This is a genomic window from Azospirillum ramasamyi (assembly GCF_003233655.1).
Classification (GTDB): domain Bacteria; phylum Pseudomonadota; class Alphaproteobacteria; order Azospirillales; family Azospirillaceae; genus Azospirillum; species Azospirillum ramasamyi.
Map to the genome: position 1 here is coordinate 2298527 of NZ_CP029829.1, position 17710 is coordinate 2316236.

General features: G+C 68.7%; 17 protein-coding genes. 13 read left to right on the forward strand and 4 right to left on the reverse strand.

Features of this window, described 5'->3' with window-relative positions; translation table 11 throughout:
* The first annotated feature begins 78 nt into the window (after positions 1-78).
* Positions 79-1815 carry a hypothetical protein gene (locus DM194_RS10815; protein WP_111067320.1) on the forward strand — a complete coding sequence of 579 codons (1737 nt, stop codon included), beginning with the start codon at positions 79-81 and terminating at the stop codon, positions 1813-1815.
* Between the two features lie 37 nt (positions 1816-1852).
* Here the strand turns inward: DM194_RS10815 and rlmN are convergent, their stop codons facing one another.
* Together rlmN and DM194_RS10825 are read right to left on the reverse strand one after the other, a co-directional pair.
* Positions 1853-3022: a dual-specificity RNA methyltransferase RlmN gene (gene rlmN / locus DM194_RS10820; protein ID WP_111067321.1), complete on the reverse strand. Its 1170-nt coding sequence runs from the start codon at positions 3020-3022 to the stop codon at positions 1853-1855.
* 78 nt (positions 3023-3100) lie between these two features.
* A complete protein-coding gene (locus DM194_RS10825) occupies positions 3101-3652 on the reverse strand; it encodes an invasion associated locus B family protein (RefSeq protein WP_111067322.1) in 552 nt (183 codons plus the stop codon).
* 529 nt (positions 3653-4181) lie between these two features.
* Here DM194_RS10825 and DM194_RS10830 point away from each other — a divergent pair.
* From DM194_RS10830 to DM194_RS10850, 5 genes are all read left to right on the forward strand, one after another.
* Positions 4182-5822 (forward strand): HD domain-containing phosphohydrolase, encoded by a 1641-nt coding sequence (locus tag DM194_RS10830; protein WP_111067323.1) that lies wholly within the window; start codon positions 4182-4184, stop codon positions 5820-5822.
* 154 nt (positions 5823-5976) lie between these two features.
* Complete coding sequence (locus tag DM194_RS10835) at positions 5977-6225, forward strand: DUF1272 domain-containing protein (RefSeq protein WP_111067324.1); 249 nt, start codon at positions 5977-5979, stop codon at positions 6223-6225.
* Between the two features lie 107 nt (positions 6226-6332).
* Positions 6333-6983 carry a glutathione S-transferase family protein gene (locus DM194_RS10840; RefSeq protein ID WP_111067325.1) on the forward strand — a complete coding sequence of 217 codons (651 nt, stop codon included), beginning with the start codon at positions 6333-6335 and terminating at the stop codon, positions 6981-6983.
* Between the two features lie 75 nt (positions 6984-7058).
* Positions 7059-8240 (forward strand): M20 aminoacylase family protein, encoded by a 1182-nt coding sequence (locus DM194_RS10845; protein WP_111067326.1) that lies wholly within the window; start codon positions 7059-7061, stop codon positions 8238-8240.
* A gap of 6 nt (positions 8241-8246) precedes the next feature.
* Positions 8247-8708: a protease complex subunit PrcB family protein gene (locus DM194_RS10850; protein ID WP_111067327.1), complete on the forward strand. Its 462-nt coding sequence runs from the start codon at positions 8247-8249 to the stop codon at positions 8706-8708.
* Between the two features lie 184 nt (positions 8709-8892).
* On the opposite strand, the gene DM194_RS10855 is transcribed toward DM194_RS10850, so the two are convergent.
* Positions 8893-10638, reverse strand: coding sequence for a putative bifunctional diguanylate cyclase/phosphodiesterase (locus DM194_RS10855; RefSeq protein ID WP_111067328.1), 1746 nt, complete (start codon positions 10636-10638; stop codon positions 8893-8895).
* Between the two features lie 523 nt (positions 10639-11161).
* On the opposite strand from DM194_RS10855, the gene DM194_RS10860 reads away from it, so the two are divergent.
* From DM194_RS10860 to DM194_RS10870, 3 genes are all read left to right on the forward strand, one after another.
* Entirely contained in the window at positions 11162-12001 is an 840-nt protein-coding gene (locus DM194_RS10860; protein ID WP_111067329.1) for a universal stress protein, read from the forward strand.
* Positions 12002-12332: 331 nt separating this feature from the next.
* Positions 12333-13253 carry a replication protein RepA gene (locus tag DM194_RS10865; RefSeq protein WP_063635493.1) on the forward strand — a complete coding sequence of 307 codons (921 nt, stop codon included), beginning with the start codon at positions 12333-12335 and terminating at the stop codon, positions 13251-13253.
* Between the two features lie 230 nt (positions 13254-13483).
* Complete coding sequence (locus DM194_RS10870; protein ID WP_111067330.1) at positions 13484-14254, forward strand: sulfite exporter TauE/SafE family protein; 771 nt, start codon at positions 13484-13486, stop codon at positions 14252-14254.
* Positions 14255-14334: 80 nt separating this feature from the next.
* Here the strand turns inward: DM194_RS10870 and DM194_RS10875 are convergent, their stop codons facing one another.
* Complete coding sequence (locus tag DM194_RS10875; RefSeq protein ID WP_111067331.1) at positions 14335-15234, reverse strand: methyltransferase domain-containing protein; 900 nt, start codon at positions 15232-15234, stop codon at positions 14335-14337.
* Between the two features lie 124 nt (positions 15235-15358).
* On the opposite strand from DM194_RS10875, the gene DM194_RS10880 reads away from it, so the two are divergent.
* The 4 genes from DM194_RS10880 (at position 15359) to DM194_RS10895 (ending at position 17693) form a co-directional block, all read left to right on the forward strand.
* Complete coding sequence (locus tag DM194_RS10880; RefSeq protein ID WP_111067332.1) at positions 15359-15625, forward strand: flagellar biosynthetic protein FliQ; 267 nt, start codon at positions 15359-15361, stop codon at positions 15623-15625.
* A gap of 15 nt (positions 15626-15640) precedes the next feature.
* Positions 15641-16423, forward strand: coding sequence for a ComF family protein (locus DM194_RS10885; RefSeq protein WP_111067333.1), 783 nt, complete (start codon positions 15641-15643; stop codon positions 16421-16423).
* Between the two features lie 158 nt (positions 16424-16581).
* Positions 16582-16845 carry a glutaredoxin 3 gene (gene grxC / locus DM194_RS10890; protein ID WP_111067334.1) on the forward strand — a complete coding sequence of 88 codons (264 nt, stop codon included), beginning with the start codon at positions 16582-16584 and terminating at the stop codon, positions 16843-16845.
* Positions 16842-17693, forward strand: coding sequence for a carbon-nitrogen hydrolase family protein (locus tag DM194_RS10895; RefSeq protein WP_111067335.1), 852 nt, complete (start codon positions 16842-16844; stop codon positions 17691-17693). The genes grxC and DM194_RS10895 overlap by 4 nt, the downstream gene beginning before the upstream one ends.
* Positions 17694-17710 lie beyond the last annotated feature (17 nt).

Sequence of the window (17710 nt, forward strand, 5' to 3'; positions counted from 1 at the left end):
TCTTTCCCGGCAGGGTTCAGCTTTCCCCGCATGCGGTGGTTCTCGGCGAATTGCCGGCAGCGGGGGTAAGGAACCGGAATGATGCATTCGACGGAAGCGGCGCTCGATCCGGGACCGGACGCTTCAAGGCCGGGCGCGCTGGGCAAGTCCCCCAGCAAGTCGCGCGAGACGATCCTGTTTGCCGGTGCGGTTTCGCTGCTGGTGCTGGCGCTGTGGAGCATCCCGCGGATCAGCTTCGGCGACGGCGGCGTCCATGTCGCGATGGCCCATCTGCTGACGGTGCTGTCGATGGGAACCGCCGATCCGGTTCTGTCGCAGTATTTCATGCTCAACCTCCAGAGCGAGCCCAACTGGTTCATCTATCCGATCCTGGCCGCCCTGTTGCAGGTCTTCGATCCATACACGGCGGAGAAGATCCTGCTGACCGGCTATGTGATCGGCCTTCCCTATGCCTTCCGTTACGCGGTGACGGCGGTCAATCCCCGCAACGCGCCCTTGTCCTGGTTCGCCCTGCCCTTCGTCTTTTCCTGGCCGCTGAATCTCGGCCTGTACAATTTCATCTTCAGCCTTGTCTGGCTGTTCGTGGCGCTGGGCTATGCGCTGCGCCACTGGAGGGCGATGACGCCGGGCCGCACGCTGACGATGACCCTGCTGGGGCTGGCCACCTATTTCTCCCATCTCACCGCCGCCATCGTGCTGTGCCTCTGCCTTGGCGGGTTCGGGGCGTGGCTGCTGTGGTGCGAGCTTCGGCATCCGGGCTCGTCGGGTCTGCGGGCATCGGGCGGGCGGGCACCGGGGGAGTCCACTGCCAACCGGCTTTGGGTGCCCTTTGCCGCCTTCGCGACGGCGCTGCTGCCCATCGTCGTGTTGACGCTGCTGTTCACCCTGCGCAACACCGGGCAGAATGTGGAGTTCGGACCGGACCTCTGGTACCGCACCAAGATGCTGGTCTACGGCAACGTCATCCTGTCGCACACGCGGTGGGAGGGGGCGTTCTCCACCCCGGTGGCGCTGCTGCCCTTCGTGGCGGCGGCGCTCCTCCTCTTTCGCTGGTGGCGGACGGCTGCGCGGAACGGCGCGCTCGGCAATCCCCTCGGCAATCCGCTGAACGGCATGCTCGCCGGGGCTCTGCTGGTCCTTCTGTTCAGCTACGCCATTCCCAACAGCACCTCGGGCGGCGGGCTGGCGGTTCAGCGCATCCAGATCTTCCCCTACCTGCTGCTGATGCTGTGGCTGGCGGTGGTGACCGACTGGACGGCGCTGCGCCGGGTGACGGCGACGGTCGCCGGAGTGGCGACGGTCGGGCTTCTGGCCATCAACATGACCTACAACCACCTGAACAGCCGCTACCTGGCGGAATTCGACAGCACGGTGCGGCAGCTGGAGCCGGGGCGGACCATGCTGCTGCTCGACTTCACCGGATGGAAGGCAAGCCCGGACGGCCTGCATGACAGCTTCCGCCTGAACTTCGTCGGCCATCCGCAGTCACGCTTCGTGACCAACCGCCCGCTGGCCGACCTGAACATCTACCAGGCGTCGACGCCGAACTTCCCGGTCCGTTACCGGCCCGAAACCGATCCCTACATCCATCTGCGCGGCAACGGCCCCCACCCGGAAACCCCGCCGACCGACGAGTTCCTGATGGCCGGCACGCGCAGCGCCATCCGGGTCGACTATGTCCTGGTCTGGGGCCTGACGCCGGCGCGCGCCGCGATGGACGGCGCCACGCTGACTCTGGACCAGCTGGACGCCGGCTATGAGCTTGCCAGCGTCTCGGACCATGGCTGGATGCGCATCTACCGGCGCAGAGAATGATCCCGCTCACCGGACGGCGACGGGAGCAACGCCGTTCTTACGACGCCAGCGCCGCGTCCTTCTCCGCGATGACGGCGGCGATTGCGGCGCGCTCGGCGGCGGTCATGCGCAGGCTGGCGCTCTTCAGCTGGCCGCAGGCGGCCATGATGTCCTCGCCGCGCGGGGTGCGCACCGGGCTGGCATAGCCGGCATTGTTGACGATGTCGCCGAAGACCTGGATCGCCCGCGCGGTCGACCGCTCGTAGGGAGCGCCCGGCCATTCGTTGAAGGGAATCAGGTTGATCTTGGCCGGGATGCCTTCCAGCAGCTTGACCAGCGCCCGCGCATCGGCCGGCGTGTCGTTGATCCCCTTCAGCATCACATATTCGAAGGTGATGCGCCGGGCGTTGGACAGGCCGGGGTAGTTGCGGCAGGCTTCCATCAGGTCGCGCAACGGGTATTTGCGGTTGATGGGCATGATGATGTCGCGCAGCTCGTCGGTCACCGCATGCAGGCTGACCGCGAGGTTGACGTTCAGCTCCTCGCCGCAGCGCGCCATCATCGGCACGACGCCGGAGGTCGACAGGGTGATGCGCCGCTTGGAGATCGAGATGCCGTCGCCGTCCATCACGATCTTCAGCGCCTTGGCGACGTTGTCGTAATTGAACAGCGGCTCGCCCATGCCCATCATGACGATGTTGGACAGCATGCGCCCGTCGGGCGGCGCCGGCCATTCGCCCAGCATGTCGCGCGCCAGCATAACCTGCGCCACGATCTCCGCCGAATCCAGGTTGCGCACCAGACGCTGCGTGCCCGTATGGCAGAAGCGGCAGGTCAGCGTGCAGCCGACCTGCGAGGAGACGCAGAGCGTGCCGCGATCCTCCTCGGGAATGTGGACGCTCTCCACCTCCTGGCCGTCGGGCATGCGCAGCAGCCACTTGCGGGTGCCGTCCGCCGATTTCAGATCCTTCACCACCGTCGGCCGCGCCACGATGTAGACGTCGGCCAGCTTTTCCCGCACCGGCTTGGCCAGCGTGGTCATCTCGGCGAAATCGGTGGAGCCGCGGTGGTAGATCCAGTGCCAGATCTGGCGTGCCCGGAACTTTTCCAGGCCGATCGACAGCATCTCGGCTTCCAGCTCTTCGCGGGACAGGCCGACAAGGTTCTTGCGTCCGTCGGCATCGGTCGCCGGCAGAACGAAGGCGGAGGCATGATTGGAGGCGCTCATGGCCCCATTACATAGGGCCATGAGCGTTCGGAGTCAAAAGACTCGAGGGGAAAAAGACCAAGTAAACCGCTGCGGCGATCAGCGCTTCACGTCGCAGGCCTCATTGATCGCGTCATGGGCCTGGGTGACGCCGGCCAGGCTGTAGGTGTCGGTGGTCCTGGTGCCGCGGCTGGACAGGCCCTTCACCACCATCTCCCTGCCGTTCCGCATCGCCGCGGCCAGCGCGCGGTCGCTTTCGGCATCGCGGGCCCAGGCGGTCTCGCCGTCGGTGAACAGCTTGAACTCCTTGCCGTCGATCGAGATCTCGGCTTCGCTGCCCTTCCTGAACGGATAGCCGACGATGATGCTGACGACGTCCAGCGTCCTTTCCGACGGGCGGTGGGTGACCAGCGCGTAGATGTCGCCGCGCTTTGCCTTCGGCTCCGTCTTCTTGGGCTGGCTGGAGATGTAGCAGACCTTCTGCCCCCTCTCCTCGAACGAGAAGGCGTTCCAGTCCCTGAAGGTGCCCAGATGGCGCGGATCGGCGGCGGCGGCCGGCGCGGCGGTCAGGCCGGCGGCAAGAAACGCGGAGAGGACAGAACCGGCAAAGACGGCCCCGGCAAATCGGCGGACGGCGTTGGGAAGCAACATCGGTCTTGCGTCTGCTCGTTGTTGGTCCGTGGGGTGCGGGCGGACACTACCCCAAACGGACAGACCATTCCAAGACCGGCAGGCCAAAACCGGCCTGTTTCTCACAACCGGCGCCGCACGCGCCGTGACATTTCAACGCGCTTGAAGACAATGATAAGTCACATACTTGCCGCCGTCGAAACCTGGGGTCCACGCCGTATCCGCCCCCGGCCCGAGAGCGACGGGGACGGGCATGTCCGATTTACCGGGGGTGGATGACGATCCCTTTACGCGCAACCCGGTCCCTGCGATCCCAACCCGCGAAGGCCATGACCGACCCTGTGAGCCAGCGCCCCCGGAAGCCATGGCATCCGCGGCGGGCGGCACGGCTCGCGGCACGGCGCGGCGGGCGCGGCGGGCGCGGCGGGCGCGGATAGATCGTCGCAGGCCTGGATATCGCCGGCCGCCCCTTCGTCATCGGTTGAATGAATGGTCAGATAGGATTACTTTGGCGAACGCGCAGCACGCACGCGCAACCGCTGGGAATGCCATGCTCCACGACGACGCACGGCCGGAGATGGCCGATCCGGTCGCCAAACCGCCCTTCAAGGTTCTGGTCGTCGATCCCGACCCCTCGCTGCTGGCGGCATCCCGGTCGGCGCTGGACGGGCTGTCGATCGAAGGCGCCGGCGTCGCGCTGGTGGGGGCCTCCTCCGCCGCCGAGGCGCGCGACGCGCTGCAGCGGCATCCCGACACCGCCCTGATCCTGCTGGAGATCGCGCTGGAAAGCGACCGGGCCGGGCTGGATCTGGTGACCCATCTGCGCCGCGAACTCGGCAACCAGCGCACCCGCATCCTGGTCTGTGCCGGCAACCCCGAACTGACGGCGGAGGATGAGGCGATCGCCGCCAACGACGTCGGCGACTGGCGCGTGAAGGCGGAGCTGACGCCGCGCGCCCTGCGCGCCGCCGTGGCCGGACAGCTGCGCACCTTCGCCAGCTTCCAGGCGCTGGCCGCCGGGCGCAAGGGGCTGGCCCGCATGCTGGTCGCCACCACCGGCCTGCTGGAGATGCGCACGCCCGACGTTCTGTTCCCCAACATCCTGCCGCGCGTGGTCGGGCTGCTCGGCATCGGCCACCATGCGCTGCTGTGCATCCAGGGCGACACGCTGCCGCGCGACCGCAAAATCCGCGTGCGTGCCTCCACCGGCCGTTTCGCGAACTGGAAGGACGTGGAGGTGTCGGCGCTCGGCGAGCCGCGGGTGGAGACCGCGCTGGAACGGCTGTCACCCGGCAGCGAAACCATCATCGAGCCGGATTTCTGCGCGCTGCGCCTGCGCGCCAACGGCGGCATCACCGGCATGATCTATGTCGAGGGCCGCAACGACGGCACCGCCCGCGAATGGCAGCTGCTGGAGCTGTTCCGCAACAAATGCTCCATCGCCTTCGAGAACGCCCTGCTGATCGAAGAGCTGAACACCTCGCAGAAGGCCACGGTCCTGGCGATGGGGGCGCTCGCCGAATACAAGGACAACGCCGCCAGCGGCCATTTGCAGCGCATCGAGAAGCTGGTGGGGTCCATCGCCCGCGACCTGCACCAGCGCGGCAAGTTCGGTGACGAGCTGGACGCCGAATTCGTCGAGAAGGTCGGGCTGGCCGCCTTGCTGCACGACGTCGGCATGCTGAGCGTATCGGACGAGACGCTGGGCATGCCGGGGGAGCTGACCGGCATCGACATGCAGATGATCCAGCGCCACACCGAGATCGGCCACCGCATCCTGGCCGAAGCGGCGGTGCCCCTGCGCGGGCGGTCGCTGCTGTCGATCGCGGCGGAGATCGCGCGCTACCACCATGAACGCTATGACGGGTCGGGCTATCTGGAAGGGCTGAAGGGCAACGCCATCCCGATCGGCGCCCGCATCATGGCGGTGGCCGACGTGTTCGACGCGCTGATCACCAGCCGGCAGTACCGCGGCGCCTGGGCAGTGGAGGACGCGATCTCCTGGATCGTCGAGCGGGCCGGGCGCGATTTCGATCCCGACGTGGTGGATGCCTTCGTCCATGTGATCCGCCGCCTCCAGACCGACGATCCCGGCTGGTTCCCCAGGGCCGGCGGCAGCCACGGCATGCTGGGCGGCAGCATCGGCCGCAAGCTCCGCTCCCTCTTCGGCCGCCGGGCGGAGGCCGTGTGATTCTCCGGTGATGCGATACCCCGGCGATGTGATCCCCCCGGTGGGGGGCGCCTCGCTTTTGGCGGGATTTTCACGCCCGCCGGCAGCCGCGCCACTCCTCGCCCGCCCCATACCCCGCTATCCTCGTGGCGCATCCCATACCGGAGACCGCGTCATGCTGGACCTGCGCCCCAACTGCGAATGCTGCGACCGCGACCTGCCGCCAGCGGCGGAGAACGCCTATATCTGCTCCTTCGAATGCACCTTCTGCGCCGACTGCCGCGCCCGGCTGCCGGGGCAGCTCTGCCCGAATTGCGGGGGCGAGTTGGTGCGGCGGCCGATCCGCCCGGCATCGAAGCTGGCTGCCAACCCGCCCTCGGCCACCCGCATCGTGAAGCCGGACGGCTGCGCCCCGCTGTTCTGAGTCGCCGGATTGCCCGCGCTGTCGCTGGCGTTCGCCGCGCAAATCGGCCAGACTGTGCCATCGCTCCCGGGGAACCGCCCCGTGCGGAGCGCAGGGATCGTCACCGCATGCTTACGCTCTACAGCTTTCCCACGCCCAACGGACGCAAGGCCTCCATCCTGTTGGAGGAACTGGGGCTGACCTACGCCGTCCATCGCGTCGATCTGGCCGCCGGCGAGAACAAGCGGCCGGATTTCCTGGCGATCAGCCCGATCACCAAGATCCCCGCCCTGGTGGAGGAACTGCCGGGCGGCCGGGTGCGGCGCCTGTTCGGCTCCGGCGCCATCCTGCTGCATTTCGCCGAGCGCACCGGCCGCCTGCTGCCCGAGGACGAGGACGAGCGGGCCGAGGCGATGAGCTGGTTCATGCTGGGCGTCAGCGACCTCGGCCCGACCGCCATCGACATGCAGCGCTTCGCCGCCCGTGCCCCCGACCGCATCCCCCACGCCATCGACCTGTACAAGGGCGAGCTGATGCGCTGCTATGCGGCGCTGGAGGACCGGCTGGGCGTCGCGGAGCATCTGGGCGGCACCACCTACTCCATCGCCGACATCGCCTGCTTCCCCTTCATCGCCGCCGCGGCGGTGGCGGGCGGCGGACTGCTCGACCGCTTCCCGAACCTGAAGCGCTGGCACGACGCCATGGCCGGCCGGCCGGCGGTGCGGCGCGGCATGGCCGTTCCCGAGACGGCGGTTCCCGAGAGCGCGGCGCCCGGTTGAATAGTCCGCTCCCGTAACGACGCTCGCATCACCTCCCCCGAACGGTATCCGGCCGTTCCAACCAGTGTTAGAGACATGCCGATCAACAACCGCATCGCCGCCTTCCAGGACGACATGACCGCGTGGCGGCGCGACATCCACGCCCACCCGGAACTCGGGTTCGAGGAGGAGCGCACCTCCGAGATCGTCGCCACGAAGCTGGCGGAGTTCGGCATCACGGTGCATCGCGGCTTGGGCGGGACCGGCGTGGTCGGCACGCTGAAGGGGCTGGGCACCGGCAGCGGCCGGGCCATCGGCCTGCGCGCCGACATGGATGCGCTGCCGATGCCGGAGGCGAACGACTTCGACCATGCCTCGCGCCATGCCGGCAAGATGCACGCCTGCGGCCATGACGGCCATACCGCCATGCTGCTGGGCGCCGCCCGCTATCTGGCGGAGACGCGCAACTTCGACGGCACCGTCCACTTCATCTTCCAGCCGGCCGAGGAAGGGCTGGGCGGTGCGAAGCGGATGATCGACGACGGCCTGTTCCGGCAGTTCGACTGCGAGCAGGTCTATGGCCTGCACAACTGGCCGGAGCTGCCGGCCGGCCAGATCGCCGTCCATCCCGGCCCGGTGATGGCCGCGGCCAACCAGTTCGAGATCCATGTGACCGGCCATGGCGCCCACGCCGCCATGCCCCACCGCGGCATCGACCCGGTGCTGGTGTCGGCCCACATCATCACCGCGGCGCAGAGCCTGGTCAGCCGCGGCACCAACCCGGCCGACAGCGCGGTGGTGTCGATCACGGTGGTGGAGGCGGGGACCGCGGCCAACGTCATCCCCGACGGCGCCCGGATGCTCGGCACCATGCGCACCTTCACGGAAGAGAACCACAGCCGCATCCAGGAGCAGTTCGCCCGCCTGGTCTCCAGCATCGCCGAGGGGCTGGGCGCCAAGGCGGAGCTGCGCTTCCGCCCCGGCTATCCCGCCACGGTGAACAGCGAGCCGGAAGCGCGCGTCGCCGCGGCGGCGGCGGCCAAGGTGGTGGGCGATGAGAACGTGGTCTGGGCGCCCGCCCCGACCATGGCGGCGGAAGACTTCGGCTATATGCTGAAGGAGCGGCCGGGCGCCTATATCTGGCTCGGCCATGGCGGCCATCGCGGTCCGTCCTGCCGCCTGCACAACCCGCATTACGATTTCAACGACGCGATCCTGACCACCGGCGCCAGCTATTGGGCGTCGCTGGTCGAGACGATCCTGCCACGGAGCGCCTGACCGTCCATGAAGCTGCCGTCCCGCCTGATCCCGCTGCTTTTCGCCCCCACCCTGCTCCTTGCCGGCTGCCAGACCGGCACCGACCGCGCCGAGGGCAACCTGCTGCCGGCCCAGGCTGTGGCGGGCACCGTCTGGCAGGGCAACCACAGCAGCGCCGCCGAGCGCGCCTATGTGGTCGCCCGCGACGGCGACGAATGGACCTCGCTGTGGGCGCGGGTCGGTGAACCGGCCCCAACCTCCCTGCCCGGCGGCCGGATGGCGGTGGCGGTGTTCCTGGGCCCCCGCGACACGGCGGGCTATGGCGTCACCATCGACAGCGTGCAGCAGAGCGGCGCCGATCTGGTCGTCGGCTACCGCGAGACGGTTCCCGGCCCGGCCCAGGCGGTGGCGCAGAGCCGCACCAGCCCCTACGCCATCCGCCTGCTGCCCAGCGCGGCGGGAACGCCGAAATTCGTTCGCGGAAAATAAGCTATACCGCCGGGCGTAAGTTCCGGCCTACGCCCGGCGGTAAGGGCCGCGACTGCGGCCCCGCAGGCCCATGCCTGCGAAGGCAAGCGGCCGGACGGCCGCGCCCGCCGTTTGAGGGCGCGCATAAAGCCTGACCCATCAGGCTTTATGCTCGATGATATTAAGCGGGGAAACCGGCCCGCACCTACCGCGGCATCTGCCAGGGCAGTTCCCCGCCCACCAGCTTGCCCGCATCGGCCGGCGGCAGCGGGCGGGCGAAGTGGTAGCCCTGGCCGTAGTCGCAAGCCAGCGCCCGCAGCAGATTGGCGTCGGCGCTGGTCTCGATGCCCTCGGCGATGACGTCGAAGCCCAGCAGGCGCGCCAGATCCATGATGATGCGGACGATGGCGCGGTTTTCCTCCGACTGGTGCATGGCCGAGACGAAGGAGCGGTCGACCTTCAGGCTGTCGATGGGCAGCTTGTGCAGGTAGGACAGCGACGAATAGCCGGTGCCGAAATCGTCGATCGACAGCTTGATGCCCAGCGCCCGCAGGTCGCGCAGCAGGCGGATCGACTGCTCCGCCTTGTCCATGACGGCGCTTTCCGTCAGTTCCAGCTTGATCCAGGACGGCTCCACCCCGGTCTCGCGCAGGACCTCGCGCACGACCTGGACGAAGTTGGGGTCGGACAGCTGGTGGGTCGACAGGTTGACGCTCATGAACAGCGGGGCCGAGCCCGGTTCGCGCCGGTCCTGCCATTTCGCGATCTGCCGGCAGGCCTCGCGCAGGACCCAGGTGCCGAGCGATACGACAAGCCCGGTGCTTTCGGCGATGGGAATGAAGATGCCGGGCGGGATGTTGCCGCGTTCGGGGTGGTTCCAGCGCATCAGTGCCTCGAACCCGGCCAGACCGCCGGTCACCATCTCCACGATCGGCTGGTAGGCCACCCACAGGTCGCTGCCGCTGGCCAGCGCGCCGCGCAGGTCATGCTCCAGCCGCACCTGCTCGACCACATGGGAATGCATCGCCGGGTCGAACCAGGCCTGCCGGCCGCCGCCCTGTTCGCGGGCGCGGGCGGTGGCGATCTCGGCGTCGCGCAGCACGTCCTCCGGCCGCTCGTGGCCGGGCTGGGCCTCCACCACGCCGATGCTGGCCGACAGGAACACCGTGCCGCCGGAGCCGGAGCGGGCGGAGCGCACCACCGCCGCCAGCTCGTCGATGGCGGTCTCCAGCGCCGGCCGGTCGCAGGTGCCGCCGGCCAGCAAGGCGAAGGCATGGTCGCTGACCCGCGCGATCAGATCGAAGCCGGCGGCCTGCGCCACCATCCGCTGCGCCAGATCCTCCAGCAGCTCGTTGGAGAAGCCCTGGCCCATGCTGCTGCGGATTTCGGCGAAGCGGTCGATGTCCAGGATGACCAGCGTGAACGGCTCGCCCATGTTGCGGTAGTCCGCCATGTGCTTCAGCAGCATCAGGCGGTTGGCCAGCCCGGTCACCGGATCGTAGTAGGCGAGGCGGAACAGCTCGTCCTGCACCTGCCGGCGTTCGGTCATGTCCTGCAGGATGACGAAATAGCCGGAGATGGCGCCGTCTTCCAACCGGTGCGGAGCATGCAGCCGCGTCACGTAGCGCTGCTGCCCGTCGGCCTGGCTGACCCACCCCTCCGTCTGCACCGTCTCGCCCGCCAGCGCCCGTTCGGCCAACGCCACGGTGCTGCGCTGCAGTTCCGGTCCCAGATGCTCGCCGATGGTGGTGCCGACCGCCTTGTCCAGGCTGGTCCCCATCATCTCCAGATACGCGCGGTTGGCGTAGATGTGCCGCCGCTGCGGGTCCATCAACGCCACCTTGACGGTCATGGCGTCAAGAATCTGACGCAGGGCGTCAAGCCCCGGCGCACCGGAGGTGGCACCCGACAGTGCGTCGGCCAGCGCGGAGATTCGGGGATCTGGACTCATGGCGAGGTTAGGACGGCGTACTCATCAGGAAATCGATGTCCAACACTTACGCGAATTGTCACCCGCCCGTCAAAACCAAAGGCACCCGGTTGCAGCAGAGCTTGGAAGTTTCTACAGCCGGATCGACGAAGACAGGGCCGCATATTATAGTATTCACTCAAGTTGGGGTTGCAGGGCGAATCGGGCTTCAATCGCGGCTTTTTGTTTCGTACGGCGCATTGGTTCAGGCCGGATGAATATATGGCCTGCGCAGCTTGCCACAGTCCTTGCGGCCTGGGATTGTGTCCTTGCGCAGCCATCCGCTCCGCAATCGTTTGTGTGCAGTGCAGGAACGCGAAGAGGGCATGGCTGTGCCCTGTAAAGGAAGGACATCGGCGGCGGCCGGCGGATTTATACTGCCATGGCAAGTGGGGCCAACGCCTGCGGATCCCAGCAAGCGAGGTTACCCCGCCCGGCACCGCCCCGCCCGTGCATCGGTCGACGATGACGGCAACGATCACAATCAATGGGCAGGAATCACGTCATGGCTTTCAAGGACATTCTGGTGGTTGTCGACGATACGCCCGCCTCCGCGGCGCGTCTCGACCTCGCGGCCCAGCTCGCGGCCCGGTGCGATGCGCATCTGACCGCGCTCTACGCCTTCACCGACGTCGTGTTCCCCGGCTATATCGAATCCCAGTTTCCGCAGGAACTGCGTGACAGCCGCCGGCGGTCGCGCAACGACCACACGGCCCGGATGGCTGCGGCCTTCAACGACGCCATGCGCCATCATGGCCTGACCGACCGTTCGGAATGGCTGGCCCAGGAAGGCGACCCGACCATCGCCGCCGCGGTGCGCGGCCGTTACGCCGATCTGGTGGTGGTCGGCCAGCCGGCCCCGGACCGCGATCGCGAACAGCCGGTGGCGCAGCCGGCCGACCTGCTGTTCGAATGCGGCCGGCCGCTTCTGGTCGTGCCCTATGCCGGCCGCTTCCACACCATCGGCGAGCGGGTTCTGGTCGGATGGAACGGCAGCCGCGAGGCGGCGCGCGCCATCGGCGACGCCATGCCCCTGCTGTCCACCGCCAAGCGGGTCGTGGTGATGGCCGCCAATCCGAAGCAAGGCCCCAACGGCCTCGGCGACGAGCCCTGCGCCGACATCGCCCGCCACCTGGCCCGCCACGGTTGCCCGGTCGAGGCCACCCATATCGCCACCGACGTGGTGGAGCCCGGGGACACCCTGCTGAACACGGCCGCCGACGAAAGCTGCGACCTGCTGGTGATGGGCGCCTATGGCCGTTCCCGCTTCCGCGAACTGGTGCTGGGCGGCATGACCCGCTTCATGCTGCAGCACATGACGGTTCCGGTGCTGATGAGCCATTGATGGGGATGGGGGCGTCGAAGCCGCCCCCTCTCGCCCACCCGTGGGGTTAAGCGACCACCCGTCTCCCGAGTCCCTCCGCAACCACCGCGAGTCGCCCCTTGGCACCCGTGGGGAAAAGCGACCGGCCTCGCTTGTCCACCCCGTTCCCCGTGGGGCAAAGCGGCGGATTCGTGGGGAAAAGCGGCGCGACTCGGGCTTTCCCCATGGGGATAAGCGGCGAATCAACTAATAAGCCTAACAACTAACCGTCGATTAGCCCGGTCGCCTAACCCCACATTGACTCCACCGCCCGCCGCTCACCAGGATGCCACAACATCTGGGCGGGGCGGCTATGGGCGACATACACAGGCTGGTGATCGAACATGGGCGGGACAAGGCGCGCGCGCTGGTCCGGCCCGAGGACCGGACTCTGGTGGACATCGCCGCCGACATCCTGGCGGATGAGAACCAGCATCTCGGCATCACCTACAGCGGCTTCTGCCTGACCAGCCTGCCGCACAAGAAGCTGGCCGACGACGCCCCCTGGGAAAAGCGCGGCCATCAGGTGACGCTGCTGGTCGAACCGGGACGGCTGAAGGTGAACGGCAAGGTGAAGCTGTTCGGCGTGCCCTATGGCGCGCGGGCGCGGATGATCCTGATCTATCTGCAGACCCAGGCGGTGCGCACCGGCCGGCGCGAGGTGGAGCTTGGCCGTTCCATGCGCGACTGGCTGACCCGCATGGGCATCAGCGTCGGCGGCGAAACCTTCCGCGGCTTCCGCGAACAGTCGCTGCGCATCTCCGCCTGCACCCTGAAATTTTTCTGGGACGGCGAGAATGCCGACGTGTTCGAAAAGGGCGGCATCGTCAAGCGCGGCCTGATCTTCCACGACGATCTCGGCGACGACCGCCAGGGCACGCTGTGGAACGACGTGGTCCAACTGGACGAGACCTTCTTCCAGGCCCTGCGCGACCACCCGGTCCCGCTGCTGGAGGAGGCGGTGCGGCAGTTGAAGGACCGCTCGCTCAGCCTCGACCTCTATGTCTGGCTGGCCTACCGGCTGCATTCGCTGAGCCGGCCGCAACCGATCTCCTGGCCGTCGCTCTATGCCCAGTTCGGCGCCGGCTACGACCAGATGAAGCACTTCAAGCCGCGCTTCGTGCAGGCCCTGCAATATGCCCTGGCGGCCTACCCGGACGCCAAGGTCGAACCGGCCGACGACGGCGTCGTCCTCCACCCCAGCCGCCCGCCCATCGCCCGCCTGCTGGCCTGAGGCCGTGGGGTTAAGCGACCGCGTGTTGGCCGGTGGTTGCCGCGGTCGCCCCCTCCCCGATCCTCCCCGCCTGGCGGGAGAGGGGGCATCGCACGCACCACCACACATCCTCCCCCGGTCGCTTTTCCCCACACCCCCAAAGCGCGCCGAATCCATTGACCCACGTCATTGGACGGCCCTCCCCCGCCTCCTAAGATCGCCGCCAGTTCCCGATTCGGAGAGGCTCTTCCTTGGACGCCCTGTCGCTTCTGGATGCCGGACTGAACCAGTGCGCCGTGGTCATCGACCGCGACGGCGGGCTGCTGCTGGCCCTGCTGACCGCCGGGCTGGTCGGCGGCACCACCCATTGCACCGGCATGTGCGGCCCCTTCGTGCTGGCCCAGGTCTCGGCACGGCTGGAGCGGGTGCCGCTGTCGGCGATGTCGGAGTTCCGGCGCCTGACCGGGGCGGCCGTGCTGCCCTACCATGCCGGCCGGGCGACCACCTATGCCCTGCTTGGCGCCCTGTCGGCGTCGGTCGCCGGCCATGTCGGGGCGCTGCCCGGCCTGCGCTGGCTGTCGGTGGCGCTGCTGGCGTTGGCGGCGCTGTTCTTCCTCGGCTACGCCGCGCGCAACATCCTGTCCTGGCTGCCGAAAGCGCCGTCGCTGGGGAGCGGCGGAGTGCAGCGCTGGTGGGGGGAGCGGGTTTCGCGCCTCGCCCGGCCGCTGTTCGGCAATCCGACCGGCTGGCGCGGCTATGGGCTGGGGGTGGCGCTGGGCTTCATCCCCTGCGGCATGCTCTATGGCGCCATCGCGGTGGCGGCGGCGAGCGGCAGCGCCCTGACCGGCGCGCTCGGCATGACGGCATTCGCGCTCGGCACGGTGCCGGGCCTGCTGGCGGTGGGGCTGGCCGGCCATGTCGCCGGCCGCACCTGGCGCACCGCCGTCGCCCGCGTCGCCCCGGCGATCATGCTGGTGAACGCCGGGGTGCTGGGCTGGATGGCCTGGAAGCTGGTTGCGTAAACCAGCCCCTCGCCATGTTTCAGACCGCCGTTTGAGAGCGAGCGTAAAGCCTGATGGGTCAGGCTTTACGCTCGCTAATATCAGTGGATACCGCCGCCCTTCAGCGCGTCGCCCAGCGGAATCTGTCCGCTGCCGGGCTTCAGGGGCTGCTGCTGGCTTTCGTGCGGCGACCAGCCGGCGAGATAGAGCACCTCGAAGGTCACCGGGATCCGCCCGTCCGGCTCGGCATAGAGCTGGGCATAGCGCTGGGCCGCATCGAACAGCATGGCGCGCGTGGCCGGAACCTTGCGCCGCGCCAGCACCGCGTTGGTCTCGCCCATGCCGCGCAGTTCGCGCATCAGGGCGAAGGCGTCGGAATAGGTGACGGTGATGACGTCGCTGTCGACCACCGGCAGGGCGAAGCCGGCACGTTGCAGCAACCCGCCGGCATCCTTGATCTCGGCGAAGGGCGACACGCGGGGGGAGACGCCGCCGGCCACCTCCATCTCCGCCTCGTACAGGCAGCGGCGCAGCTCGGCCAGCGTCTGGCCGCCCAGCATCGAGGCACAGAAGAAGCCGTCGGGCTTCAGCGCCTGCCTGATCTGCACCAGGGCGCCCGGCAGGTCGTTGACCCAGTGCAGGCTGAGATTGCTGACCACGAGATCGAAGCTGCCGGGGGCGAAGGGCAGGAACTCCTCGTCCGCGGCGACGGTGGGGTTGCCCGGACCGCCGGCGGCGCGGGCGAAGTCCGGCGACAGGTCGCAGGCGACCAGCCGCTCGATCCCCTTGCGGCCTTGCAGGATGCGGCCCATCGCCCCGTCGTGGCACCCGACGTCCAGCGCCAGCGGGAAGGGGCGGATCACGTCCTCCAGCCGGTCGGCCAGCCGGTCGGCGATCTCCTCGAACAGGAAGGAATGGTTGGAGAATTCGGCGACGGCGCGGTCGCGGCGGCGGCGGACCAGCGCGCGGTCGAAGACGGTCATGCTGTCGGGGCTTGTCATGTCCGCACTATACCCCAGCCCGGCGGCGCCACAACCGTGCTACACTCGATGCCCAGCCACATTATCAGCACCACCTCCTCCGATCGGCCGGCCCGGTCGGACTTCCAACCGGACAGACACCAGCATGGGCATCGATGAGGCCATCGCCGTCAGCCATGAAGCGCTGATGGTCATCCTGAAGATCTCGCTGCCGCCGCTGGGCATCACCGCCCTGCTGTCGGCGGTGCTCATGCTGTTCCAGAGCGCCACCCATATCAACGAGCCCTCGCTGCAGCACGACACCAAGTTCTTCGCCACGCTGCTGATCCTGTTCGTCACCGGCCCGGCGATCTATCTGGCGCTGCGCGACTACACCGGCGTGATCTTCGAACGCATCGCCATGCTGCAGTGACGGGGGCTTGGCCGGATGCAGCCGCCCGCCCCCCTGGCAAGACTGGGCCGCGCAGCCGCCGGTGCCGCCAACCGGCTGCTTGACGCGCTTCTTCCGCCGCGCTGCCTCGGCTGCGGCGAGGCGGTGGACCGGCAGGGCGGGCTGTGCGCTGGCTGCTGGACCCGCCTGACCTTCATCGCCCCGCCCTTCTGCGCCTGCTGCGGCCTGCCCTTCGAGTATGAGGCGCAGGAGGGCGCGCTGTGCGGCGCCTGTGTCGCCGCCCCTCCGCCCTTCGCCCGCGCCCGCGCCGTGCTGGTCTACGACGACGGCAGCCGGCCGCTGGTGCTGGGCTTCAAGCATGGCGACCGCATCCATGCCGCCAGGGCCTACGGCGTCTGGCTGGCCCGCGCCGGGCGGGAATTGCTGGAGGACGCCGACCGGCTGGTGCCGGTGCCGCTGCATCGCGGCCGGCTGTTCCGCCGCCGCTACAACCAGGCCGCCCTGCTGGCGCAGGCGCTGTCGCGGCACAGCGGCGTGCCGACCGTCCCCGACCTGCTGGAACGGCGGCGCGCCACCCCGACCCAGGGCGGGCTGGACCGCCAGGGGCGCGAGCGCAACGTCAAGGGCGCCTTCCGCCTGCGGCCCGGCGTTTCGGGCCAGGGATTGGCTGGCCAAAAGTTGATTGACGGGCAGCGGCTGGTGCTGGTCGACGACGTGCTGACCACCGGGGCGACGCTGGCGGAATGCACGCGGGTCCTGCTGCGCGCCGGGGCGGCGCGGGTGGACGTGCTGACGCTGGCCCGCGTGGTGCGCCGCTGACGCTTGATATCATCGGGCGTAAGTCAGGACTTACGCCCGGCGGTATGAAAAGGGCCGGCTCCGGCGATGCTGACCGGCGTTGCGCGCGGGCTGCAACGTCTGGCGCCCCTCATGGGTTGACCGTATAGTTTCCCCACGTCCAAAAGGAGCCCAGCGGCATGGCCGACGTCGTCATCTACACCACGCCCTTCTGCCCCTACTGCATGCGGGCCAAGAGCCTGCTCGACGGCAAGGGCGTGAAATACGAGGAAATCGATCTCTACGCCCAGCCGGGCCGTCGCAGCGAGATGATCGAGCGGTCGGAAGGCCGGACCACCGTCCCGCAGATCTTCATCGACGGGAAGCCCTATGGCGGCAGCGACGACATCCACGCGCTGGACCGCGCCGGCAAGCTCGACCCGCTGCTCGGCATCCCCGCATGAGCGAAGCCATCTCCGGCAGCGGCACGCTGAAGGCCGCCTGCGTCCAGGTGAATGCGGGCACGGAGCTTGAGCCGAACCTGCGGGCGGCGGGCGACCTCGTCCGCCGCGCCCGCGACGCCGGGGCGGACTTCATCGCCCTGCCGGAGAATGTCGGCTGGATCGTCCAGGGCCGCGCCAGGACCATGGAGCGCGTCCGCACCGAGGCGGAGCATCCCGGCATCCCCTTCTTCGCCGATCTGGCGCGGGAGACCGGGGCCTGGATCCTGGGCGGCACCCTGCACGTCCTGCTCGACGACGGGCGCGCCGCCAACCGCAGCTATCTGTTCGACGCCGGCGGGCGGATCGTCGCCTCCTACGACAAGATCCACATGTTCGACGTCACGCTGAAGAACGGCGAAGCCTATCGCGAATCGGCCAGCTTCCGGCCGGGTGAGCGGGCCGTGGTGGCGTCCAGCCCGTGGGGCGGCATCGGCATGACCGTCTGCTACGACGTGCGCTTCGCCTATCTGTACCGGGCGCTGGCCCAGGCGGGGGCGTCGATCCTGACCGTGCCGGCCGCCTTCACCGTGCCGACCGGCCGCGCGCATTGGCACACGCTTCTGCGCGCCCGCGCCATCGAGACCGGCTGTTTCGTCATCGCCCCGGCCCAGACCGGCAGCCACGACCAGGGCCGCCAGACCTACGGCCATTCCCTGCTGATCGCCCCCTGGGGCGAGGTGCTGGCAGATGCGGGCACCGATGTCGGCTTCATCACCGCCGACCTCGACCTGGACCGCGTGGCGGAGGCCCGCGGCATGGTCCCGTCGCTGACCCACGACCGCAAGGTCGAGGTGGAGCGGGTGGGATAGGGATCGGGTCCGGTCCC

Coding starts and splice junctions, on each gene's coding strand:
- DM194_RS10845 (WP_111067326.1), top strand. CDS start 7,059: ATGCCGATCAACAACCGCATCGCCGCCTTCCAGGACGACATGACCGCG.
- DM194_RS10880 (WP_111067332.1), top strand. CDS start 15,359: ATGGGCATCGATGAGGCCATCGCCGTCAGCCATGAAGCGCTGATGGTC.
- rlmN (WP_111067321.1), bottom strand. CDS start 3,022: ATGAGCGCCTCCAATCATGCCTCCGCCTTCGTTCTGCCGGCGACCGAT.
- DM194_RS10815 (WP_111067320.1), top strand. CDS start 79: ATGATGCATTCGACGGAAGCGGCGCTCGATCCGGGACCGGACGCTTCA.
- DM194_RS10855 (WP_111067328.1), bottom strand. CDS start 10,638: ATGAGTCCAGATCCCCGAATCTCCGCGCTGGCCGACGCACTGTCGGGT.
- DM194_RS10860 (WP_111067329.1), top strand. CDS start 11,162: ATGGCTTTCAAGGACATTCTGGTGGTTGTCGACGATACGCCCGCCTCC.
- DM194_RS10835 (WP_111067324.1), top strand. CDS start 5,977: ATGCTGGACCTGCGCCCCAACTGCGAATGCTGCGACCGCGACCTGCCG.
- DM194_RS10830 (WP_111067323.1), top strand. CDS start 4,182: ATGCTCCACGACGACGCACGGCCGGAGATGGCCGATCCGGTCGCCAAA.
- DM194_RS10875 (WP_111067331.1), bottom strand. CDS start 15,234: ATGACAAGCCCCGACAGCATGACCGTCTTCGACCGCGCGCTGGTCCGC.
- grxC (WP_111067334.1), top strand. CDS start 16,582: ATGGCCGACGTCGTCATCTACACCACGCCCTTCTGCCCCTACTGCATG.
- DM194_RS10840 (WP_111067325.1), top strand. CDS start 6,333: ATGCTTACGCTCTACAGCTTTCCCACGCCCAACGGACGCAAGGCCTCC.
- DM194_RS10825 (WP_111067322.1), bottom strand. CDS start 3,652: ATGTTGCTTCCCAACGCCGTCCGCCGATTTGCCGGGGCCGTCTTTGCC.
- DM194_RS10885 (WP_111067333.1), top strand. CDS start 15,641: ATGCAGCCGCCCGCCCCCCTGGCAAGACTGGGCCGCGCAGCCGCCGGT.
- DM194_RS10850 (WP_111067327.1), top strand. CDS start 8,247: ATGAAGCTGCCGTCCCGCCTGATCCCGCTGCTTTTCGCCCCCACCCTG.
- DM194_RS10895 (WP_111067335.1), top strand. CDS start 16,842: ATGAGCGAAGCCATCTCCGGCAGCGGCACGCTGAAGGCCGCCTGCGTC.
- DM194_RS10865 (WP_063635493.1), top strand. CDS start 12,333: ATGGGCGACATACACAGGCTGGTGATCGAACATGGGCGGGACAAGGCG.